Source organism: Tenggerimyces flavus (genome assembly GCF_016907715.1).
Classification (GTDB): Bacteria; Actinomycetota; Actinomycetes; order Propionibacteriales; family Actinopolymorphaceae; genus Tenggerimyces; species Tenggerimyces flavus.
On sequence record NZ_JAFBCM010000001.1, the window covers coordinates 2,733,932 to 2,751,978 of the forward strand.

The window sequence follows — 18,047 nt, forward strand, 5'->3', positions numbered from 1 at the left end:
TCCACCTATCCGACTTTAGCCGGTGGACGAAGGGAAGGGTCACTCGTGGCGGCCGACCATGCGAACCTTCGCATCGCGGCGCTCGGCTTCGGCCAGCTCGGGGTCGTGGTGGCGTTCCAAGCGGTGGCGATCGTCCTGCCCTCGATTGGCGCCGACCTGCGGATCTCCCCGGCGTTGCTGCAATGGGTCGTCGGGGCGACCGCCCTGACGTACGCCGGTGGTCTGCTGGTGGCGGGCCGCCTGGCCGATCGGTACGGGGGACCACGCATCCTCGTCGCCGGATCGCTCCTGATGGCGGCGGGCAGCATCGCCGCGGCGATCGCTCCGCACTTCGCGGTGCTCCTGCTCGCCCGCGTCGCTCAGGGAATCGGCATGGCGCTCTACACACCGGCGATGGTGTCGTTGCTGGCCACGGGGTTCGCCGCTGGCGCGGACCGTCACCGGGCGCTGATCTGGTGGAACGTCGCCGGCGGCGCCGGAGGACTCATCGCCGTCACCGGCGGAGGGATGATCGCCAACCACGGCTGGCGAGCGACGTTCCTGCTGCTGGCACTCGCTCCATTGGTGACGGTTCTGCTGGCGAAGGCCGCGTTCGGCCGGTTCCAGCCCGAGCAGCGATCCGCTCAACGCCGGGTCGACGTGCTGAACGCCAGCCTCCCGTCGGCAGCCGCGACCCTGCTCGTCCTCGGCCTCACGGGACTGCAACAGGGCATGCCCATCGGCGTCCTCCCGCTCGCCATCAGCGTCGTTCTCGTGGTCGTGTGGCTGAAGCGGGAACGCCACGGCCGGCACCCCCTCGTTCCGTCCTCACTGCGTCGCTGGCCCGCGCTGCAGCCGATCGTTCTCGCGACCTTGCACGGCGCGGCGATCAACACGCCGATCTTCTTCTACGGACTGTTCCTGCAGACGTTCCGCGACGCGACCCCACTTCAGGTGGGTCTCGGCTTCATCCCCGCGAACGTCGGCCTCATCTCCGGCGCCGTCCTCGGCGGCGCGATCATCCGGCGTCGAGGACACCACGCCGCGATGATCTCCGGCATGGTCGTCATCGTCGTCGGGATCGGGCTCCTCCTCACCGTCGACGCGCGGAGCACGGTCTGGCACCCGTTCCTCCTTGCCTGGTTGGTCTTTGGCGTAGGCGCCGCCGTTGCCCACGCTGGATTCATCGGACTGGCAGGGAAGGAGTCAGCGGACGAGTCGGGAACGACGGCAGGATTCCTCACCTCCGGCGGGCAGATCGGCACCGCCATCGGACTCGCCGTGTTCGTCGGGCTCGCCGGGATCCCGGCCGACAACCTGACCGGCTACCGGATCGCCTTCCTCGCGGCCATGCTCGCGGCCGCTCTCGGCGCTGCTGTGGCGGCGATCGGTCGTCAGTCCGCGCCGAGCGTCCACGCCTCGACGGAGGCGTCGCCCTCGACCTCGAGCCGCCACGGCGGTGGGGTCGTGGGGTAGAAGCGGACGGTCGAGCTGCGGCCGCTGCCGGTGAACAGCTCGCTGACCGAGCCGTCCAGGAACCAGCGCAGCGTGAGCTCCTCGCCCGGCTCGGCGAACGTGAACCGTCCGCCGTGCGCGCGGGGGTCGGAGCTCGCGGCGTCCCGGTCGACGGTCACCGTTCCGTCCGCCACCTCCACGACCAACCGCTCGTCCGGCCCGCAGTGCAGCGTGAGCCGCGCGGATCCCGCCACCCGGGCAGAGACCTCCAGTTGGGCCGGCAGGTCGTCAAGAGACTCGACGCGCTGATTCCGCAGTGCCGTCAGGGCTTCGACCGGCACGGAAGCCAGCCGTCCGTCCGAGGCGAGCGACACCGAACGCGGCAGCGAGAGCATCCCCGACCAGTCCGCCTCGACCGTCCACTCCTGCGTACGCCCCTCGGTCACCCAGCCCCACACCAGCGGACCGACTGGGCTCGAACGCATCGCCGACGCGGCGTAGAAGTTCGTCCCGAGGTCGACCCGGTGCACGGTCTCACCCACAAGGGAGAACACGTCGTTCGTCCCACCGCTGGTCCACGAGTACTGGCTGATCAGCAGCGCGTCCTGGCCGTCGAACGTCAACACCTGTGGGCATTCCCACATCTCACCCGTGTCGTAGTCGGCGCCTCGCGTCCGCGGCAGCTCCGCGAACGGGCCCTCGTACGTCCATGACGTCAGGTCGGTCGACGCGTACAGCCGGGCCGTCCCCGGCCCGCCCGCACGACCCGAGCCGACCACCATCCGCCAGCCCTCGCCGTGCTGCCAGACGAACGGGTCGCGGAACTCTTTGACCTGCTCCTCGGGTGACGGATCCGCCACCACCGGCACCGGCGGCCCGAATGAGGCGCCGCCGTCGACCGACGTCGCTGCTACCACCGACTGGTACGGATGCCCCTGCCGGAAGCCCGAGTAGAACGCCGTCAGGCCGTCGTCGGTGACGACCGCGTTGCCCGACCAGCAGCCGTCGCGGTCGATCCCGTCCGGATCCGGACTGATCGCGGGCCGGTGGTACTGCCACGTCACCAGGTCGGCGCTGCTCGCGTGTCCCCAGGCGACCGCACCGCGGCGCGGCGTGTCGGACACGTACTGGAAGTAGAGGTGCCAACGCCCGTCCACGTACACAGGGCCGTTGGGGTCGTTGACGTAGCCACGGGGCGGGCGGACATGGAAGCGCGGGAAGTGATGATCGGCCGGCACAGCCGCAAGACTACTGTCTCTGCGAGGATGGTCCGATGATCGTCGGGCTGGGCATCGACGTCGTGGATGTCGAACGGTTCGGCGTGACGCTCGAGCGCACGCCGGGCCTGCGTACGCGCCTGTTCACCGAGGCCGAACGTGGCCGCTCGGTCGCGTCGCTCGCCGCGCGGTTCGCGGCGAAGGAGGCCCTGGCCAAGGCGCTCGGCGCCCCGGTCGGCCTGCAATGGCAGGACGCCGAGGTGGTGACCGACGCCGACGGCCGACCCTGGCTGGAGGTCCGCGGCACGGTCGCCGAGCAGGCCGAGAAGCTTGGCGTGACGAGCATGCACCTCTCGCTGTCGCACGATGCCGGAATCGCTTCTGCCGTTGTCGTTCTGGAGAAGGCGTGAGACGAGCACACACCGTCGAGCAGGTCCGTGCGGCCGAGGCCGCGTTGATGGCGACGCTGCCGCCGGGCACGTTGATGCACCGTGCCGCCGCTGGTCTCGCCGCTGCCTGCATGGACTTCCTCGGTAGGGCGTACGGTGCCCGCGTCGTCGTCCTCGCCGGCTCGGGCGACAACGGCGGCGACGCTCTGTACGCCGGCGCGCGGCTCGCTCGCCGCGGCGCGCGCGTCGAGGCCGTGCTGCTCAACCCCGAGAAGGCGCATCAGGGCGGGCTCGCCGATTTGCTCGCCGCCGGCGGCGAGGTCGTCGACCGGGTCCGGGACGCGGACCTCGTACTCGACGGCGTCGTCGGCATCGGTGGCCGGCCGGGCCTCAGGCCCGAGGCCGAGCGGGCGCTGGACGTTGTCGAGGCGGCCGGAATCCCCCTCGTGGCCGTCGACGTCCCCAGCGGTGTCGACGTCGATACCGGCGAGACGCCGGAACGGCACGTCAAGGCGGAGTTGACGGTCACGTTCGGCACCCACAAGATCGCCCACTTCGTCGACCCAGCAAGGGAATCGGCCGGCAGCGTCGAGCTCGTCGACATCGGTCTCGATCCGTACCTGCCCGAGCCCGCGCTCGAGGTCCTGCAACCCAGCGATGTCAAGGCGCTCTTGCCTACGCCGGGGCACGAGGCGCAGAAGTACAGCCGCGGCGTCGTCGGCGTCCTCGCCGGCTCGCAGCAGTACACCGGCGCCGCCGTTCTCGCCGTGGGCGGCGCGTTGGGTGGCCCGGTCGGCATGGTGCGCTACGTCGGGCCGGACGAGCCGGCGGCGTTCGTACGGCAGCGCTATCCCGAGGTGGTCGGAGCCGGCCGCGTCCAGGCGTGGGCGATCGGGTCGGGTCTCGGCGACGACGAGTCGCAGGCCGAGGAGGTACGAAACGCCTTGCGGAGTGGGCTTCCCGCGATCGTCGACGCGGACGGCCTGCGCTACCTGCCGGAGAGTTGTGACAGTCCCGTCCTCCTCACACCGCACGCGGGGGAGCTGGCGCGGATGCTCGGAGTCGACCGCGAGGACGTCGAGAAGCGCCGGCTGCACCATGCGCGCGAGGCCGCGAAGCGATGGAACGCGACCGTTCTGCTCAAGGGTTCGGCAACGGTCATCGCCGGACCCGACGGTCGCATCCGGGTGAACACGGCGAGCACGTCGTGGCTCGCGACCGCGGGGTCCGGCGATGTCCTGTCGGGCTTGTGTGGCTCGTTGCTGGCATCGGGGCTGTCACCGTTCGATGCCGGCAGCGTGGGCGCCTACCTGCACGGCACCGCTGGCCAGTTGGCCGCGGATGGCGGCCCGGTGACCGCTCAGGCGGTCGCCCACGCTTTGCCCGACGCGATCAGACGCGTCCTCAGCTAACGGGACTAGTCCGTGACCGAGTGACCGCGCATCGGCCGGTACTTCGAGCTCTTCTCCATGTGTACGGCACCGGGCCGCCGTTGCGCGCGGTGAGCCAGGTGTTCGCGCGTTCGATGATCTGCGCCCGCGCGAGCGTGGTGCTTTCCCGACGTCAACGGGGTTGAACCTAGTTTGATGATGTGCGCCGGAAAGAAATGGGTTGGGCGCTTGGATACCGGTCCAGATAGGCGGGGATCTCGGCCGCGGGCGTACGTACGGAGGTCGCGGCCAGAACGGCGTGCAGGAACGCCAGCGTGACGACGTCGGCCGAGGCTGCCTGGATCGCGAAGATGCCACCCAGCCTGCGGTCCTCGGGCCACCACTCAGGCGCGGCTTCGGCGGGATCCGCGGTACCGGTCGCGAGGCCGAACACGGCGTCGCCGTCGGCAAGCGTGTGAACGGGACGGACGGCACGCGCGAGGCCGTCGTGGCCCGTCATCGCCATCCGCCGCGCCTCGGGCCTGGTCAGCTTCGCGTCGGTGGCGACGACCGCGAGCGTGGTGTTGAGATCCCGGCCAGACGGTGGCTCCTGTGGCAGTGGATGCTCGCTCGGGATGCCGGGGCGGAGGGCGTCGTCGGGGACGTACGGCGCGGCGAGCAGCTCGCCGGTCCGTTCGTTGACGGGGGAGCCGGCCGCGTTCGCCGCGACGATCGCGCCGACGGTGACGCCGCCGAGCCGGATGCTCGCGGTGCCGATGCCGCCCTTGAGCGTGCCGTTCGCCAGCTGCGTTCCGGTGCCCGCTCCGACCACGCCGACGTCGACGGTGGTGCTGAGCGCGGAGACCGCCTCGTACCCCATCGCCGCGTCCGGCCGGGCCTTGACCTCGCCGCCGCGACCCACATCGAACACCACCGCGCCCGGCACGATCGGCACCACGACGGTCCCGCGGAGCGACAGGCCACGCCCCTGTTCCTCGCACCAGCGCTGGACGCCGCCGACCGACGCGAGCCCGTACGCGCTGCCGCCGGTCAGCACGACGGCGTGCACCAGATCGGAGATCGTGCCCGGAGCCAGGATGTCGGTGTCCTGCGTACCCGGCCCACCGCCACGTACGTCGACCGCGCCGACCGTCCCGTCCGGCGGGACGACCACCGTGACCCCGCTCAGCCAACCGTCCCCGATGCGTTGGGCCTGCCCGACCTGGATCCCTGGAACGTCGGTGATCGACCCGTACGGATTCCCCACCCGGCCGAGTCTAGGACTGGTTCTTCGCGGCACTCTGGGACACTGAAGGTCGCATGGACGCACCACTTCGCGCTGAGGCGTATGTCGACCTCGCGGCGATTCGAGCCAACGTCGCCGCGTTGCGGGGCTATGCCCGCGATGCGGACGTGATGGTCGTGGTCAAGGCCGACGGGTACGGGCACGGCATCGCGGCCACCGCTCGGGCCGCTGTCGCAGGCGGCGCGACCTGGCTCGGGACCGCAGTGCTCGAGGAAGCGCTCGCCGTCCGCGCGGCCGGCGTCACCGCGCCGATCCTCAGCTGGCTCGCCACTCCCGGCGAACCGTACGAGGACGCGCTCGCCGCCGACATCGACCTCGCTGCCTATGCACCCTGGCAGCTCGCCGACATCGCCGCCGCGGCCGCCGCGCGCGGCACGACCGCCCGCGTCCACCTCAAGGTCGACAGCGGTCTCGGCCGCGGCGGCGCCCAGCCGCACGACTGGGCCGCCCTCCTCGACGCCGCCGCGCGGGCTCAGGCCGACGGCACCGTCCACATCGTGGGCGTCTGGTCTCACCTCGCCTGCGCCGACGAGCCTGGCCACCCCTCGATAGAGCTGCAGCGGAAAGCTTTCGAGCAAGCTTTGTCGGAAGCTGAACGGAAAGCTGTCCGGCCAGAGATCCGGCACCTCGCGAACTCAGCGGCCACCGTCTCCGCTCCGCGGACGCACTACGACCTCGTCCGCGCCGGCATCGCGACGTACGGCCTCTCACCGATCCCCGACCATCAGACCTCCGAGCAGCTCGGGCTCACACCCGCGATGACGCTTCGCGCGAGGTTCGCGCTGGTCAAGCGCGTCCCCAAGGGCCACGGCGTCTCGTACGGCCACCGCTACGTCACGCCGGACGCCACCACGCTCGGGCTCGTGCCGCTCGGCTACGGCGACGGCGTCCCGCGCGCCGCGAGCAACGTCGGTCCGGTCTGGGCGGCCGGCGCGGTCCGCAGGATCGCCGGCACCGTCTGCATGGACCAGTTCGTGGTCGATCTGGGTGACGCCACCGCGAAGGAAGGCGACGACGTCGTGCTGTTCGGCCCCGGCACCAGCGGCGAACCCACCGCGCAGGACTGGGCCGAGGCGACTGGCACGATTTCGTACGAGATCGTGACCCGCCTCGGCACCCGCGTGCCGCGTACCTACGGTGGGCTGGAGGGAATCGCGTGAGTGAAGGCGACAAGACCGGCGTCGGCGTACTCGGCCGACGGACCGGCCTGGTGGGAGCGGCCGCCGGCGTGCTGACCGCCGGTGCGGCGATCGGCCTCGCGGTCGAACGGTTCGCCGTCGGCCGGCGGCGGATGCCGGACCCCGAGCTGGACGGCGAGCCGTTCGGCTCCCGCCGCGGCACGCCACTCGTCGTCAAGACCGACGACGGCCTGGAGCTGTACGCCGAGGTCGACGAGCTCGATTCCGACGTCATCCCCAAGCAGCGCCGCAAGAAGCCGCCGGTCACCGTGGTGTTCAGCCATGGGTACGCGCTGAACCTGGACTGCTGGCACTTCCAGCGCAAGGAGCTGGCCGGCGAGTACCGGATGGCGTTCTACGACCAGCGCTCGCACGGTCGGTCCGGGCGGTCGCCGTCGGAGCAGACGAACATCCCCCAGCTCGGCCGGGACCTCGCCGCGGTGCTGCAGGAGGTCGCGCCGGAGGGCCCGATCGTGCTCGTCGGCCACTCGATGGGCGGCATGACGATCCTCGCGCTCGCCGACCAGCAGCCCGAGCTGTTCGCCGAACGCGTCGTCGGCGTCTGCCTGCTCGCCACCAGCGCGGGCGGCCTCGACAAGGTGACGCTCGGCGTTCCCGGACCGGTCGGTCGGCTGGTCCACCGCGTCGCGCCCGCGTTCGTCGCCGCACTTTCGCGCGCCCCCGACCTGGTCGAGCACGGACGCAAGGCCGGCAGCGACGTCGGCTACCTGCTCACCAAGCACTACTCGTTCGGCTCGAAGGTCCCACCCGCGCGGGTGGAGTTCGTGGCCGAGATGCTCGCGGGGACGCCGATCGACGTGGTCGCCGACTTCTTCCCCGGCTTCGCCGAGCACGACAAGTACCACGCGCTCGCGACGTTGGACGGCATCGAGGCGCTGATCATGTGCGGCCAGGGCGACCTGATCACGCCGGTCGAGCACAGCCGCGAGCTGGCCTGGCGGCTGCCGAACGCGGAGTACGTCGAGCTCGAGGACTGCGGGCACATGATCCTCATCGAGTACCCCGACGAGGTCAACGCCCACTTGCGGGAGCTCCTCGTGCGGTCGAAAGCCGTTGCTGGCACGAGCAAACGGAAGAGTCGTCGATGATCGATCTGCACGTCGTCGAGGCGACGGCCAAGGACGCGGCCGACGTCGTCGACGTGATCCACGCGGCGTTCGGAGCCCGTCCGCCGATGAACCCACCGAGCACCGCGCTGCAGGAGACGGTCGCCTCGGTGGAGCAGGCGGTCGAGTCCGGCGGCGGTCTGCTCGCGACCGTGGACGGTCATGCCGCCGGGACGATGCTGTTCGTGGAGCAGGACGGCTGGCTGCACTTGCGCCGGGTCTCGGTCCATCCGCGGCACCAGCATCGCGGCGTCGCGACCGCGATGGTCGGCTGCGCCGAGGAGGTCGCGGAGGTGCGCGGCCTGGACGGCGTACGCCTCATCGGGCGAGTCGAACTCCCGACCACGTTGGCGTTCTGGCGTCGCCGCGGCTACCTCGAAGCCGAACGCAACGAGCCCGACGTGCACTTCGCGAAGCGGCTGCCGGTGGAGCTCGCCGCGCCGACCGCCGATGACATGCGGGAGCTCGGCGTACGGCTGGCCGGCGTTCTGCGCGCCGGTGATCTCGTCCTGCTCGCCGGCGAGCTCGGCGCCGGCAAGACGACGTTGACACAGGGAATCGGCGCCGGCCTCGGCATCCGCGGCGACGTGACGTCCCCGACGTTCGTCATCGCGCGCGTCCATCCGTCGCTCGACTCCGGCCCGGCGCTCGTCCACGTGGACGCGTACCGCCTGGGCGGCGTCCTCGAGCTCGACGATCTCGACCTCGACGCCTCGCTGGACGAGGCGGTGACCGTCGTCGAATGGGGCGAAGGGCTCGCCGAGGGGCTCGCCGACGACCGGCTGGAAGTGGTACTGACCAGAACGGTCGGCGCCGATGGCGACGAGCGCTGGGTGCGCATCGTGCCCGTGGGCAGGCGCTGGCTGGACACTCCGCTCCGAAAGTTTCGGAGCTAGCCTTCCGACTTTGGCCGGCTGCAACACGTCTGCAACGCTGGACACTCTGTCAAGGCCGATGCCTAGCATGAGCAATGGATACGACCTGCGCGAAGACGAGCAGGCGAGGTTTCCTCTACGGTTCCGCGGTTGCCGCCGGATCCGTCGTCCTTGCCGCCTGTTCCGGAAGTTCCAATGCTCCTCAAGGCTCCGGTAACGGTGGCCAGTCCAGCGGTACGCCCGCCTCGAAGGCCAAGGGCTCGGAGACCGAGCCGATTGCACCCCCCTCGTCGTTCTCCGAGTCTCCGCTTCTCGCCGAGCAGGTCAAGGCCGGCAAACTCCCCGCGGTCGAGGAACGGCTGCCGGAGAAGCCGTACGTCGTTCCGCACAAGTGGATCGAGAAGGGCAAGTACGGCGGCAGTATCCGGCTGATGATCCCGAGCACCAGCGACGGCGACGTCCGGCAGATGAAGCAGTACATGTACGGCCACTCGTTGCTGCGTTTCGTCAACGACAGCTTGGACATCGTTCCCGGACTCGTCGAGAGCTGGGAGTCCAACGAGGAGCAGAGCGAGTGGACACTGCACTTCCGGAAGGGCCTGAAGTGGTCGGACGGGAAGCCGTGGACGACCGCGGACATCATGTTCTGGTGGAACGACATGGTGCTCAACGAGGAGCACACCGAAATCCCGCCGGACGAGTGCAAGGCGGCGAACGGGAAGCCGGCGACGTTGAAGGCGACCGACGAGGTCACCTTGGTGATGACGTTCGAGACGCCGGCACCGCTGACGCCGGATCGCCTTGCTGGATACACCAAACGCGGCAACGGCTCGACGTGGATGGAGCCCAAGCACTATCTGCAGCAGTTCCACCCGACGTACAACAAGAGCGCGTCGAAGGAGTGGGCGAGTCTCGGTGGCGCGTTCGAGACGAAGCGCAACCACGCGAGGAACCCCGACTGCCCGACGATGACGGGCTGGCGCGTGACGTCGTACCGCGACAGCCAGCAGGTGGTGTGGGAGCGCAACCCGTTCTACTGGGTCGTGGACCGCGAGGGTCAGCAGCTGCCGTACGTCGACAAGCTCACGTACACGGTCGTCGGTGAGCCGCAGGTCGGAAAACTCCAAGCACAGCAGGGGAAACTCGACTACGTTCACGGTCCGTTCGCCGGCTTCGGGCTCGCCGACATCTCCGGACTCCGCCAGACCGAGAAGCAGAGCAACCTCGTGCTGCGGATGTGGGACACCGGATCGGGCACCGGGTCGATGTTCTTCTTCAACCAGGACGCGAAGGACCCGAAGCTGCGCGAGCTGATCCGCGAGCCGAAGTTCCGGCAGGCGCTGTCGCACGCGTTCAACCGGCCCGACGTGAAGAAGTCGATCTACTACACCCTCGGTGATCCGACGACGGGCACGATGGGTGTGAAGACGATCGAGTACGTCGTGAGCGACGAGGGGCGTTCGGTCTACGAGAGCTGGCGCGACAGCTACGTCAAGTACGACCCGGAGCTGGCGAAGTCGATGCTCGACGAGCTCGGGGTGGTCGACAAGAACGGCGACGGCAAGCGGGAGTTCGCCGACGGGAGCCCGCTGACGATCTGGATGGACTACCAGTCGAACGCGGCCCCGGACCACATCGCGAAGAACGACCAGCTGAAGCGCGACTGGGAGGCGATTGGCCTTACGGTGAAGCTGAATCCGATCCCCGCGGACGGCTGGGACCCGCGCTGGCAGTCGGGTCAGCTCGTGTCGCACTGCTCGTGGGAGGTGTCGAGCGCGCGCGACCACCTGACCCAGGCGGCGTGGCTCGTTCCGGTGGAGCCCGCGCGCTGGGCGCCGTTGCAGGGGCAGTGGTACAACGTGCGCGGCACGCCGGCGGAGAAGGAGCAGGCCGACGTCGACCCGTACAAGCGCACCCCGCCCCGGGCGGCGCCGGAGCCGGGCGGGCCGGTGGAGCAGTTGTGGAAGCTGTACGACCAGGCGAAGGTCGAGGTCGACGCGACGAAGCGGCACCGTTTCGTGTGGGACATGATCAAGATCCACATCGAGCACGGCCCGTTCTTCATGGGCTCGGTCGCCAACCCGCCGGCGCTGATCCTGGCACATCGGGACCTGAAGAACGTTCCTGACAAGGAGAATCTCGCTCAGGGCGGCCTCGTCGGTCCGTGGCAGCACCCGTCGCCGGCGGTGTACGACCCGGAGGCCTACTTCTGGACGAACCCGGAGCAACACGCGTAGCGGCTGGCTTCCCGGAGGGATTCGAATGAGGGACGTCCCTGTAGCGATCTCTTCGATAGAGGGCGTCCCTCATTCGAAACGTCGGAGCCGGCGGTGGCGCGGCGGTGGCGGCGAGTGGCGAGGGGCGCGCGAGTTTGGTTGACTCGTGGCCCGTGACTAAGATGAGCGCGCCCTCGCTGACGATGTTGTGGGAGTCCGTCGATCCGTCTTCGGCGCTGGCCGAGCGGTTCCGGTTCGAGTCGCCGGCCGCGGTGTCGTCGTGGCTGGGCGGCGTGCTCGACCGGCACTGGGGCCTCGCGCTCACGTCCTGCGACCGGCTCGTGCTCAGCTCCACCAACCTGATGGCGTGGATCACCGTTGGCGAACGTCGCATGATCGCGAAGTGGTCGGTGAACGTGCCGGCCTTCCCACGCCTCGCCGCGATCGCCGACCTCACCAGCTGGCTGGACCAGCGCGGCATCCCTGTTTCCGCCCCGCGGCAAGCTCGAGACGGGCGGCTGCAGCTGGAGCTGGACGGGTTCTCGCTCGCGCTGCAGAACGTGATGCCCGGCGAGCTGCTCGACGTCACCGACGCCGCGCAGGTTCGGGCGGCGGGGGAGATGATGGCCACGCTGCAGCTCGAGCTCGCCGCGTACCCGCACGTCATCCCCACGGCCGAGCCGCCGCGACCCGGCACGCAGCTGGTGGGGAACGACTTCCGTTCGGCCAACATCCTCTGGGCCGACGGCCGGATCACCGCCGTGCTCGACCTGGAGGAGGCCCAGTACAAGCGTCGGGTCGAGGACCTCGCCCAGGCCACTGTCCTGCTGGGGACGCGCTTCCACAACTGGGCGCCGACGCCGCCGGACATCCGCGACGCGTTCCTCGCCGCCTACCAGGCGGTCCAGCCGCTCACGTCCGAGGAGCGGGACGAGCTCCAGAGCCTCGTGGCGAAGATGATCGCTGGGTGGCCGAGCTAGAGCTCGAGCCGCAGCACGACCGCGTCGACGTTGCCGGCGTCGTAATAGCCGGGGCGGCGCGCGAGCGGGGCGAAGCCGAACTCCTCGTACAGCTTGATCGCGCCGTGGTTGTCCGCGCGTACCTCGAGCAGCGCCTCACCGCAGCCGCGCCTGCGCGCCTCGTCGAGCAGCGCGCTGAGCAGGGAGCGGCCGACGCCCCGGCGCCAGGCCTGCGGGTGGACGGCGATGCGTTGCACGTCGGCGGTCTCGGCCATCGCGAGCAGCGACGCGTAGCCGATCACGTCGTCGCCCTGCTCGGCGACCAGCACGTACCTCGTGTCGGGAACGCCGTCCAGCTCGCCCCGGAGGGCCTCCTCGCCCCACGCGTCGCGGCCGAAGCACGCGGTCTCGAGGCCGCGAAGGACATGTAGGTCCTGCGTACTCGCCGGCCGGAACATGTCCATGGCGACCATCACCGCGCCAACACGCTCTTGCGCCCGGTGGCGATGGTCACGTCCGGCCGGCGGAGGTAGAGCGGCTGCGGCTCCAGCTCGTGCACCCTGCCCGTGGCGACGATGGTGGCGAGGGTGGCGGCGCTCGGGAACTCGGGGCCGGTGGGCTTGGGGAACGCGTCGGGGTAGAGGAGCGGGCCCCTGCCGGCGACCGAGTGGTCGGTGGCAACGTCGGCGGGCTTGGCGACGTCGGGTCCGTCGACCCTGGTGTGGGGGTCGGCGTACCTCGCCCAGTAGACCTCCTTGCGCCGCGCGTCGGTGGCGACGAGGAATGGTCCGTCGGCGGTGACGTCGGCGGCGAGGATGTCGAGGGTGCAGACGCCTCGTACCGGGATGCCGAGCACGTGGCCGAGCGTGCGCGCCGTGACCAGGCCGACGCGGAGGCCGGTGAACGGGCCGGGGCCGACGCCGACGGCGATCGAGGTCAGCGCGGTCCGGTCGACGCCGGCTTCGGCGAGAACGTGGGCGATGCCGGGCGCGAGCAGCTCGCCCTGGCGCATGGCGTCGACCACCGTCGACTCGGCGACCACGCGTTGCCCGTCGTGCAGGGCAACCGTGACCGCGGCCGTGGCGGTGTCGAACGCGAGCAGCACGTGGCCAGCCTAGCTTCGACTGCCTCGTCGTTGCGCCGAGAGCTTCGCTGTCAGCAGAGTCGGCGACGCTGAGAGTGAACTCGGGGTGGTTCGCGTTGCCTTGGGGTCGCCAGTCCGGGAGGCTGCACGGCATGCGCATCGTGGTTCTGGGCGGGACGAAGTTCATCGGCCTGGCGATCAGTGCCCGGCTGCTGCGGAACGGGCACGAGGTGCTCGTCGTCCACCGCGGCGACACCGAGCCGGAGTCGCTGGCCGCCGCCGAGCACCTGCACGTCGACCGTTCGGGGCTGCGCCGCGAGCGGGCGCGGATCGAGGCGTTCGGACCCGAGGCCGCGGTCGAGGTGTACGCGATGAACGGGCGGGACGCCACGGCGGCGCTCGATGTCCTGCCGGCAGGGATCCGGCTGGTGGCGATCTCCAGCGGGGACGTCTATCGCGCTTACGACGGGCTGCACTCCGGCCGCGTCACCGACGCGGTGCCGCTCGTCGAGACCTCGCCGCTGCGCACCCGGCGGTTCGTCGATGGGCGCGACTTCGAGAATCTCGAGGTCGAGCCACCGTTCCTCGAGCGCGGTGGCGCCGTGCTTCGGCTGGGCGCGGTGTACGGGCCGCACGACTACCAGCGGCGCTTTGAGTTCATCCTGCGCCGGCTGCGTGGAGAGCGGGACCGGATCCCGGTGGGGTCGGGGCAGTTCCTGTTCAGCCGCGTGTACGTCGAGGACGTCGCGGCAGCGGTGGAGCTCGCGCTGACGACGGACGCGGCGCAGGGCGAGGCGTTCAACGTGGTGGAGCGCGACACCGCCCCGTTCGGCCTGTTCGCCCAACAGATCCTCGACGCCGCCGACTCCTCCGCCGAGCTGGTGCCGGTGGCCGACTCCCAGCTGCCGAAGGACCTGTCCCTCACCGGGATCGTCAGCCAGCACCTGCTGATGGACTCGGCGAAGGCGCGGACCGTTCTGGGCTGGGAGCCCAGCAACCGCGAGGAGGCCCTTGAAAAGTCGGTGGCCTGGCACCTCGCCCACCCGCCCGCCGTCTGGGACCCCGACTTCGACGCCGACGACCGCGCCCTCAAAGGTCGCTAGGGTCCGCCGAAGGTAGGGCAAGCACTACCTCGAAGGTCTGGCATGCACCCGACTGAAGAGGGATGTGCGCATCATGGTTTGCCGACACGCTGATCACGATGCTTGAGGCGTTGGTTTCAAGCGCGATCGGCGGAGGACATCGTGAAGCTGCGGAGGATGGTGCGACAGGGCCTGGTGCTGCTGGTCTTCATCGGGGCCGCCGCGATCGGGGCGCACCTGTCGATGGACGGCGAGCGCACCGTGAGTCCGTGCGTGCCGGGCATCGAGGCCGCCTGGCGCGTCGTGCAGGTGCTGTTCACGTAGGCTCGTCCGGTGAGTGACGAGCCGCTGGTCCTGGGCATCGAGACATCCTGCGACGAAACCGGAGTCGGAATCGTTCGCGGCTCGACCCTGCTCGCCGACGCGATCGCGTCCAGTCTCGACGAGCACGCGCGGTTCGGCGGCGTCGTCCCCGAGGTCGCCAGTCGCGCGCACCTCGAGGCGATGGTGCCCGGCATCGAACGGGCCTGCAAGCAGGCGAACGTACGACTCGACGACGTCGACGCGATCGCCGTCACCAGCGGCCCCGGCCTAGCCGGCGCGCTGCTCGTCGGCGTCGCGTCAGCGAAGGCCCTCGCGCTCGGGCTCGGCAAGCCGCTGTACGGCGTCAACCACCTCGCCGCGCACGTCGCCGTCGACACGCTCGAGCACGGCCCGCTTCCCGAACCCTGCTTGGCGATGCTCGTCTCCGGCGGCCACTCCTCCCTGCTCCTCGTCGAGGACGTCACCCAGAAGATCGACCCGCTCGGCTCTACCATCGACGACGCCGCGGGCGAGGCGTTCGACAAGGTCGCGCGGTTGCTCGGACTGCCGTTCCCCGGTGGCCCGTACATCGACCGCGAGGCCAAGCAGGGCGACAACGCGTACGTCACGTTCCCGCGCGGCCTCACCGGGCCGCGCGACTTCGAACGGCATCGCTTCGACTTTTCCTTCTCCGGCCTCAAGACCGCGGTCGCGCGCTGGGTCGAGGCCCGCGAACGCTCCGGTGAACCGATTCCGGTCGCCGACGTCGCGGCCTCGTTCCAGGAGGCGGTCTGCGACGTCCTCACCCGCAAGGCCGTCGACGCCTGCAAGAACGCCGGCGTGACCGACCTGCTCATCGGCGGCGGCGTCGCCGCGAACTCCAGGCTGCGGGTGCTCGCGGAGGAACGCGCCGGCAAGGTTGGCATCCGCGTCCGCGTACCGAGGCCCGGCCTCTGCACCGACAACGGCGCGATGGTCGCCGCCCTCGGCGTCGAGCTGGTGTCCCGTGGCGTCAGCCCCTCCGCCCTCGACCTGCCGGCGGACTCCTCGATGCCGGTCACGAGCGTGCTCGCCTAGCCTCGGGATTTCGTCCGGCGGTGGGTTCGACCGGTCCGGCCCCGCCCTGTCCCGCCCTGCCCTGGGGCCATTGATCATGTTTACATGATCATTTGCCCCTTTACGTGGGGTGGACGCCAGGTAGAGCGGTCACTGGCCGGGTAAGGCGCGAGGCCAGCCTCGGCGTTCTCGTTGACATGCCCGTAACACGGTCATACGATCGCGAGAAATCGATTCCACGAAATCGATTGCCGCCCTCGGGGGTACGGGCGCACGACTGTTTGCCATCACATCCGAGGGGATTCGACATCATGACCGACCCTGGCCTCAGCCGACGTACTCTGCTGCGGGTGTCCGCGGTCGCGGCGGGCAGCGTCGCTCTCGCCGCGTGCTCCAGCAACAACCCGGGCAGCACCGGCAGCGGGAACGGCAACGGCACGTCCTCGCCGACCAACTCCGCCGCTGTCGGCTCGACCGTCGACCCGCTCCCGAAGCCCGCGAAGTTCAACGAGGCGCCGCAGCTCGCCGAGCAGGTCAAGTCGGGCAAGCTCCCGGCCATCGCCGAGCGGCTGCCGGAGAACCCGTACGTCATCCCGCACAAGTGGGTCACCCCCGGCAAGTACGGCGGCCAGATCTTCACGTTCACGCCCGGTACGGAAGAGGGCTCGCACGCGGAGTACATGTACGGCCACTCCTTGCTGCGCTACCTGAACGACGGCCAGGACATCGGGCCCGGACTCGTCGAGAGCTGGGAGTCCAACTCCGAGGCGACCCGCTGGGAGCTGCACTTCCGCAAGGGCCTGAAGTGGTCCGACGGTCAGCCGTGGACGACCGAGGACATCATGTTCTGGTGGGAGGACATGGTCCTCAACGAGGAGCACAGCGAGGTCCCGCCGGACGAGGCCCGTTCCGGCAAGGGCACGTTGATGAAGATGACGGCGCCCGATCCGCTCACGATCGTGATGGAGTTCGATGCCCCGGCCCCGTTGACCGCCGACCGGCTGGCGATGTGGGTCAACCGCGGGAACGGTCCCGGCTGGATGGAGCCGAAGCACTACATGAAGCAGTTCCATCCGAAGTACAACCCGAAGACGCCGAAGACCTGGGCGTCCGACGAGGGCCAGTTCGACCAGAAGCGCGCGTGGACCCGCAACCCCGACTGCCCGGTGATGACGGGCTGGCGCTGCAAGTCGTACGACGAGGGCAAGATCGTCACGTTCGAACGAAACCCGTACTACTGGTGCGTGATGCCGAACGGCGACCAGCTGCCGTACCTCGACGGGATGACGCTCACCGCGGTGGCGCGGGCGGAGATCCAGAAGCTGCAAGCCCAACAGGGCAAGGTGAACTTCGCGTACGGCGGCTTCACCGCGCTGTTCCTGGCCGACGTCGCCGGCTTCAAGCAGGCCCAGTCGAAGAACCACCTGCGCGTACTGCTCTGGGACGCCGGCGACGGCAGCGGTTCGCTGGTCTTCTTCAACCAGGACTACTTCGAGCCGAAGCTGCGCAAGCTGTTCCGCGACGCCAAGTTCCGGCAGGCCCTGTCGCACGCGTACAACCGCAAGGAAGTGCGCCGCGCGGTCTACTACGACACCGGTGAGCTGACGACCGGGACGATGAGCCCGAAGGCGATCGAGTTCCAGATCGACGGCGAGGCGAAGAAGAACTACGCAGCATGGCGGGACTCCTTCATCGACTACGACCCGGAGCTCGCGAAGAAGATCCTCGACGAGATCGGCATCGTGGACAAGGACGGCGACGGCAAGCGGGAGATGGCGGACGGCACGAAGCTCCGGATCCACCTCGACTACCACGCCGACTCCGCGCCCGAGCACGTGTCGAAGAACAACCTGCTGGCGCGCGACTGGAACGCGATCGGCATCGACACGAAGCTCAACCCGGTGGCGCCGGAGGGGTACGGCGACCAGTGGCGGTTCGGCAAGCTGATGACGAACACGAACTGGGAGACCGGCGACGGGCCGAACTGCCTCGTCTACCCGCAGTGGATGGTGCCGATCGAGTCGTCTCGCTGGGCGCCGTTGCAGGGCGAGTTCTACAACGTCCGTGGGACGCCCGCGGAGAAGGAGCAGCTCGACCTCGACCCGTTCAAGCGCACGCCGCCTCGGATGGAGCCCGAGAAGGGTGGCCCGATCGAGAAGCTGTGGCAGCTGTACGACCAGAGCAAGATCGAGCCGGACGCGGTGAAGCGTCGTCAGCTGGTGTGGGAGATCGCGAAGGTGCACATCTCCGACGGCCCGTGGCTGCTCGGGGTGTGCGCGAACACGCCGTACATCGTGCTGGTGCACGAGGACATGAAGAACGTGCCGGAGAAGGAGAACCTCAAGCTCGGTGGCTTCGCGGCCCCGTGGATCCACCCGTCGCCGGCGGTGTACGACCCGGAGACCTGGTACTGGACGAACCCGGAGGCGCACACCACCACGCCGTAGGTCG

16 protein-coding genes are annotated in these 18,047 nt (G+C 69.7%); 12 read left to right on the plus strand and 4 right to left on the minus strand.

Annotated features, from left to right (window positions below):
• Positions 1-45 precede the first annotated feature (45 nt).
• Positions 46-1,455 (plus strand): MFS transporter, encoded by a 1,410-nt coding sequence (locus JOD67_RS12840; RefSeq protein WP_205117669.1) that lies wholly within the window; start codon positions 46-48, stop codon positions 1,453-1,455.
• Here JOD67_RS12840 and JOD67_RS41875 read toward each other — a convergent pair.
• Positions 1,374-2,672, minus strand: coding sequence for a glycoside hydrolase family 32 protein (locus JOD67_RS41875; RefSeq protein WP_205117670.1), 1,299 nt, complete (start codon positions 2,670-2,672; stop codon positions 1,374-1,376). The two genes, JOD67_RS12840 and JOD67_RS41875, sit on opposite strands and share 82 nt — an antisense overlap.
• Before the next feature lie 35 nt (positions 2,673-2,707).
• Between JOD67_RS41875 and JOD67_RS12850 the strand changes: the two genes are divergently transcribed.
• Both JOD67_RS12850 and JOD67_RS12855 read left to right on the plus strand, forming a co-directional pair.
• On the plus strand, positions 2,708-3,061 hold the full coding sequence (locus JOD67_RS12850; protein ID WP_205117671.1) for a holo-ACP synthase: 354 nt from the start codon (positions 2,708-2,710) through the stop codon (positions 3,059-3,061).
• On the plus strand, positions 3,058-4,452 hold the full coding sequence (locus JOD67_RS12855; protein WP_205117672.1) for an NAD(P)H-hydrate dehydratase: 1,395 nt from the start codon (positions 3,058-3,060) through the stop codon (positions 4,450-4,452). Before JOD67_RS12850 ends, JOD67_RS12855 begins: the two co-directional genes overlap by 4 nt.
• 166 nt (positions 4,453-4,618) lie before the next feature.
• Here the strand turns inward: JOD67_RS12855 and JOD67_RS12860 are convergent, their stop codons facing one another.
• Positions 4,619-5,677: a P1 family peptidase gene (locus JOD67_RS12860; protein ID WP_205117673.1), complete on the minus strand. Its 1,059-nt coding sequence runs from the start codon at positions 5,675-5,677 to the stop codon at positions 4,619-4,621.
• A 53-nt stretch (positions 5,678-5,730) separates the two neighbouring features.
• Here JOD67_RS12860 and alr point away from each other — a divergent pair, with 53 nt between their 5' ends.
• The 5 genes from alr (at position 5,731) to JOD67_RS12885 (ending at position 12,092) form a co-directional block, all read left to right on the plus strand.
• A complete protein-coding gene (gene alr / locus JOD67_RS12865) occupies positions 5,731-6,876 on the plus strand; it encodes an alanine racemase (protein WP_205117674.1) in 1,146 nt (381 codons plus the stop codon).
• Positions 6,873-8,003: an alpha/beta fold hydrolase gene (locus JOD67_RS12870; RefSeq protein ID WP_205117675.1), complete on the plus strand. Its 1,131-nt coding sequence runs from the start codon at positions 6,873-6,875 to the stop codon at positions 8,001-8,003. The genes alr and JOD67_RS12870 overlap by 4 nt, the downstream gene beginning before the upstream one ends.
• Positions 8,000-8,917: a tRNA (adenosine(37)-N6)-threonylcarbamoyltransferase complex ATPase subunit type 1 TsaE gene (tsaE, locus tag JOD67_RS12875; RefSeq protein ID WP_205117676.1), complete on the plus strand. Its 918-nt coding sequence runs from the start codon at positions 8,000-8,002 to the stop codon at positions 8,915-8,917. The genes JOD67_RS12870 and tsaE overlap by 4 nt, the downstream gene beginning before the upstream one ends.
• Positions 8,918-8,991: 74 nt before the next feature.
• Complete coding sequence (locus JOD67_RS12880) at positions 8,992-11,133, plus strand: ABC transporter substrate-binding protein (protein WP_205117677.1); 2,142 nt, start codon at positions 8,992-8,994, stop codon at positions 11,131-11,133.
• Positions 11,134-11,294: 161 nt separating this feature from the next.
• Positions 11,295-12,092 (plus strand): phosphotransferase enzyme family protein, encoded by a 798-nt coding sequence (locus JOD67_RS12885; protein WP_205122974.1) that lies wholly within the window; start codon positions 11,295-11,297, stop codon positions 12,090-12,092.
• On the opposite strand, the gene rimI is transcribed toward JOD67_RS12885, so the two are convergent.
• Together rimI and tsaB are read right to left on the minus strand one after the other, a co-directional pair.
• Complete coding sequence (gene rimI / locus JOD67_RS12890; RefSeq protein ID WP_205117678.1) at positions 12,089-12,535, minus strand: ribosomal protein S18-alanine N-acetyltransferase; 447 nt, start codon at positions 12,533-12,535, stop codon at positions 12,089-12,091. The genes JOD67_RS12885 and rimI overlap by 4 nt on opposite strands.
• Before the next feature lie 8 nt (positions 12,536-12,543).
• A complete protein-coding gene (gene tsaB / locus JOD67_RS12895; RefSeq protein WP_205117679.1) occupies positions 12,544-13,176 on the minus strand; it encodes a tRNA (adenosine(37)-N6)-threonylcarbamoyltransferase complex dimerization subunit type 1 TsaB in 633 nt (210 codons plus the stop codon).
• 131 nt (positions 13,177-13,307) lie between these two features.
• On the opposite strand from tsaB, the gene JOD67_RS12900 reads away from it, so the two are divergent.
• From JOD67_RS12900 to JOD67_RS12915, 4 genes are all read left to right on the plus strand, one after another.
• Positions 13,308-14,258 (plus strand): NAD-dependent epimerase/dehydratase family protein, encoded by a 951-nt coding sequence (locus tag JOD67_RS12900; protein WP_205117680.1) that lies wholly within the window; start codon positions 13,308-13,310, stop codon positions 14,256-14,258.
• A 141-nt stretch (positions 14,259-14,399) separates the two neighbouring features.
• The gene (locus tag JOD67_RS12905) at positions 14,400-14,561 is read left to right on the plus strand and encodes a hypothetical protein (protein WP_205117681.1); all 162 of its coding nucleotides are present in this window, start codon (positions 14,400-14,402) and stop codon (positions 14,559-14,561) included.
• Between the two features lie 9 nt (positions 14,562-14,570).
• Positions 14,571-15,617, plus strand: coding sequence for a tRNA (adenosine(37)-N6)-threonylcarbamoyltransferase complex transferase subunit TsaD (gene tsaD, locus JOD67_RS12910; RefSeq protein WP_205117682.1), 1,047 nt, complete (start codon positions 14,571-14,573; stop codon positions 15,615-15,617).
• A 290-nt stretch (positions 15,618-15,907) separates the two neighbouring features.
• Positions 15,908-18,043, plus strand: coding sequence for an ABC transporter substrate-binding protein (locus JOD67_RS12915; RefSeq protein ID WP_205117683.1), 2,136 nt, complete (start codon positions 15,908-15,910; stop codon positions 18,041-18,043).
• Positions 18,044-18,047: the final 4 nt, after the last annotated feature.

Bases quoted from the DNA above. Each gene is read 5' to 3' on its own strand.
- JOD67_RS12915 (WP_205117683.1), top strand. From the start codon at position 15,908: ATGACCGACCCTGGCCTCAGCCGACGTACTCTGCTGCGGGTGTCCGCG.
- JOD67_RS12900 (WP_205117680.1), top strand. From the start codon at position 13,308: ATGCGCATCGTGGTTCTGGGCGGGACGAAGTTCATCGGCCTGGCGATC.
- JOD67_RS12850 (WP_205117671.1), top strand. From the start codon at position 2,708: ATGATCGTCGGGCTGGGCATCGACGTCGTGGATGTCGAACGGTTCGGC.
- alr (WP_205117674.1), top strand. From the start codon at position 5,731: ATGGACGCACCACTTCGCGCTGAGGCGTATGTCGACCTCGCGGCGATT.
- JOD67_RS12885 (WP_205122974.1), top strand. From the start codon at position 11,295: ATGAGCGCGCCCTCGCTGACGATGTTGTGGGAGTCCGTCGATCCGTCT.
- tsaE (WP_205117676.1), top strand. From the start codon at position 8,000: ATGATCGATCTGCACGTCGTCGAGGCGACGGCCAAGGACGCGGCCGAC.
- JOD67_RS12880 (WP_205117677.1), top strand. From the start codon at position 8,992: ATGGATACGACCTGCGCGAAGACGAGCAGGCGAGGTTTCCTCTACGGT.
- rimI (WP_205117678.1), bottom strand. From the start codon at position 12,535: ATGGACATGTTCCGGCCGGCGAGTACGCAGGACCTACATGTCCTTCGC.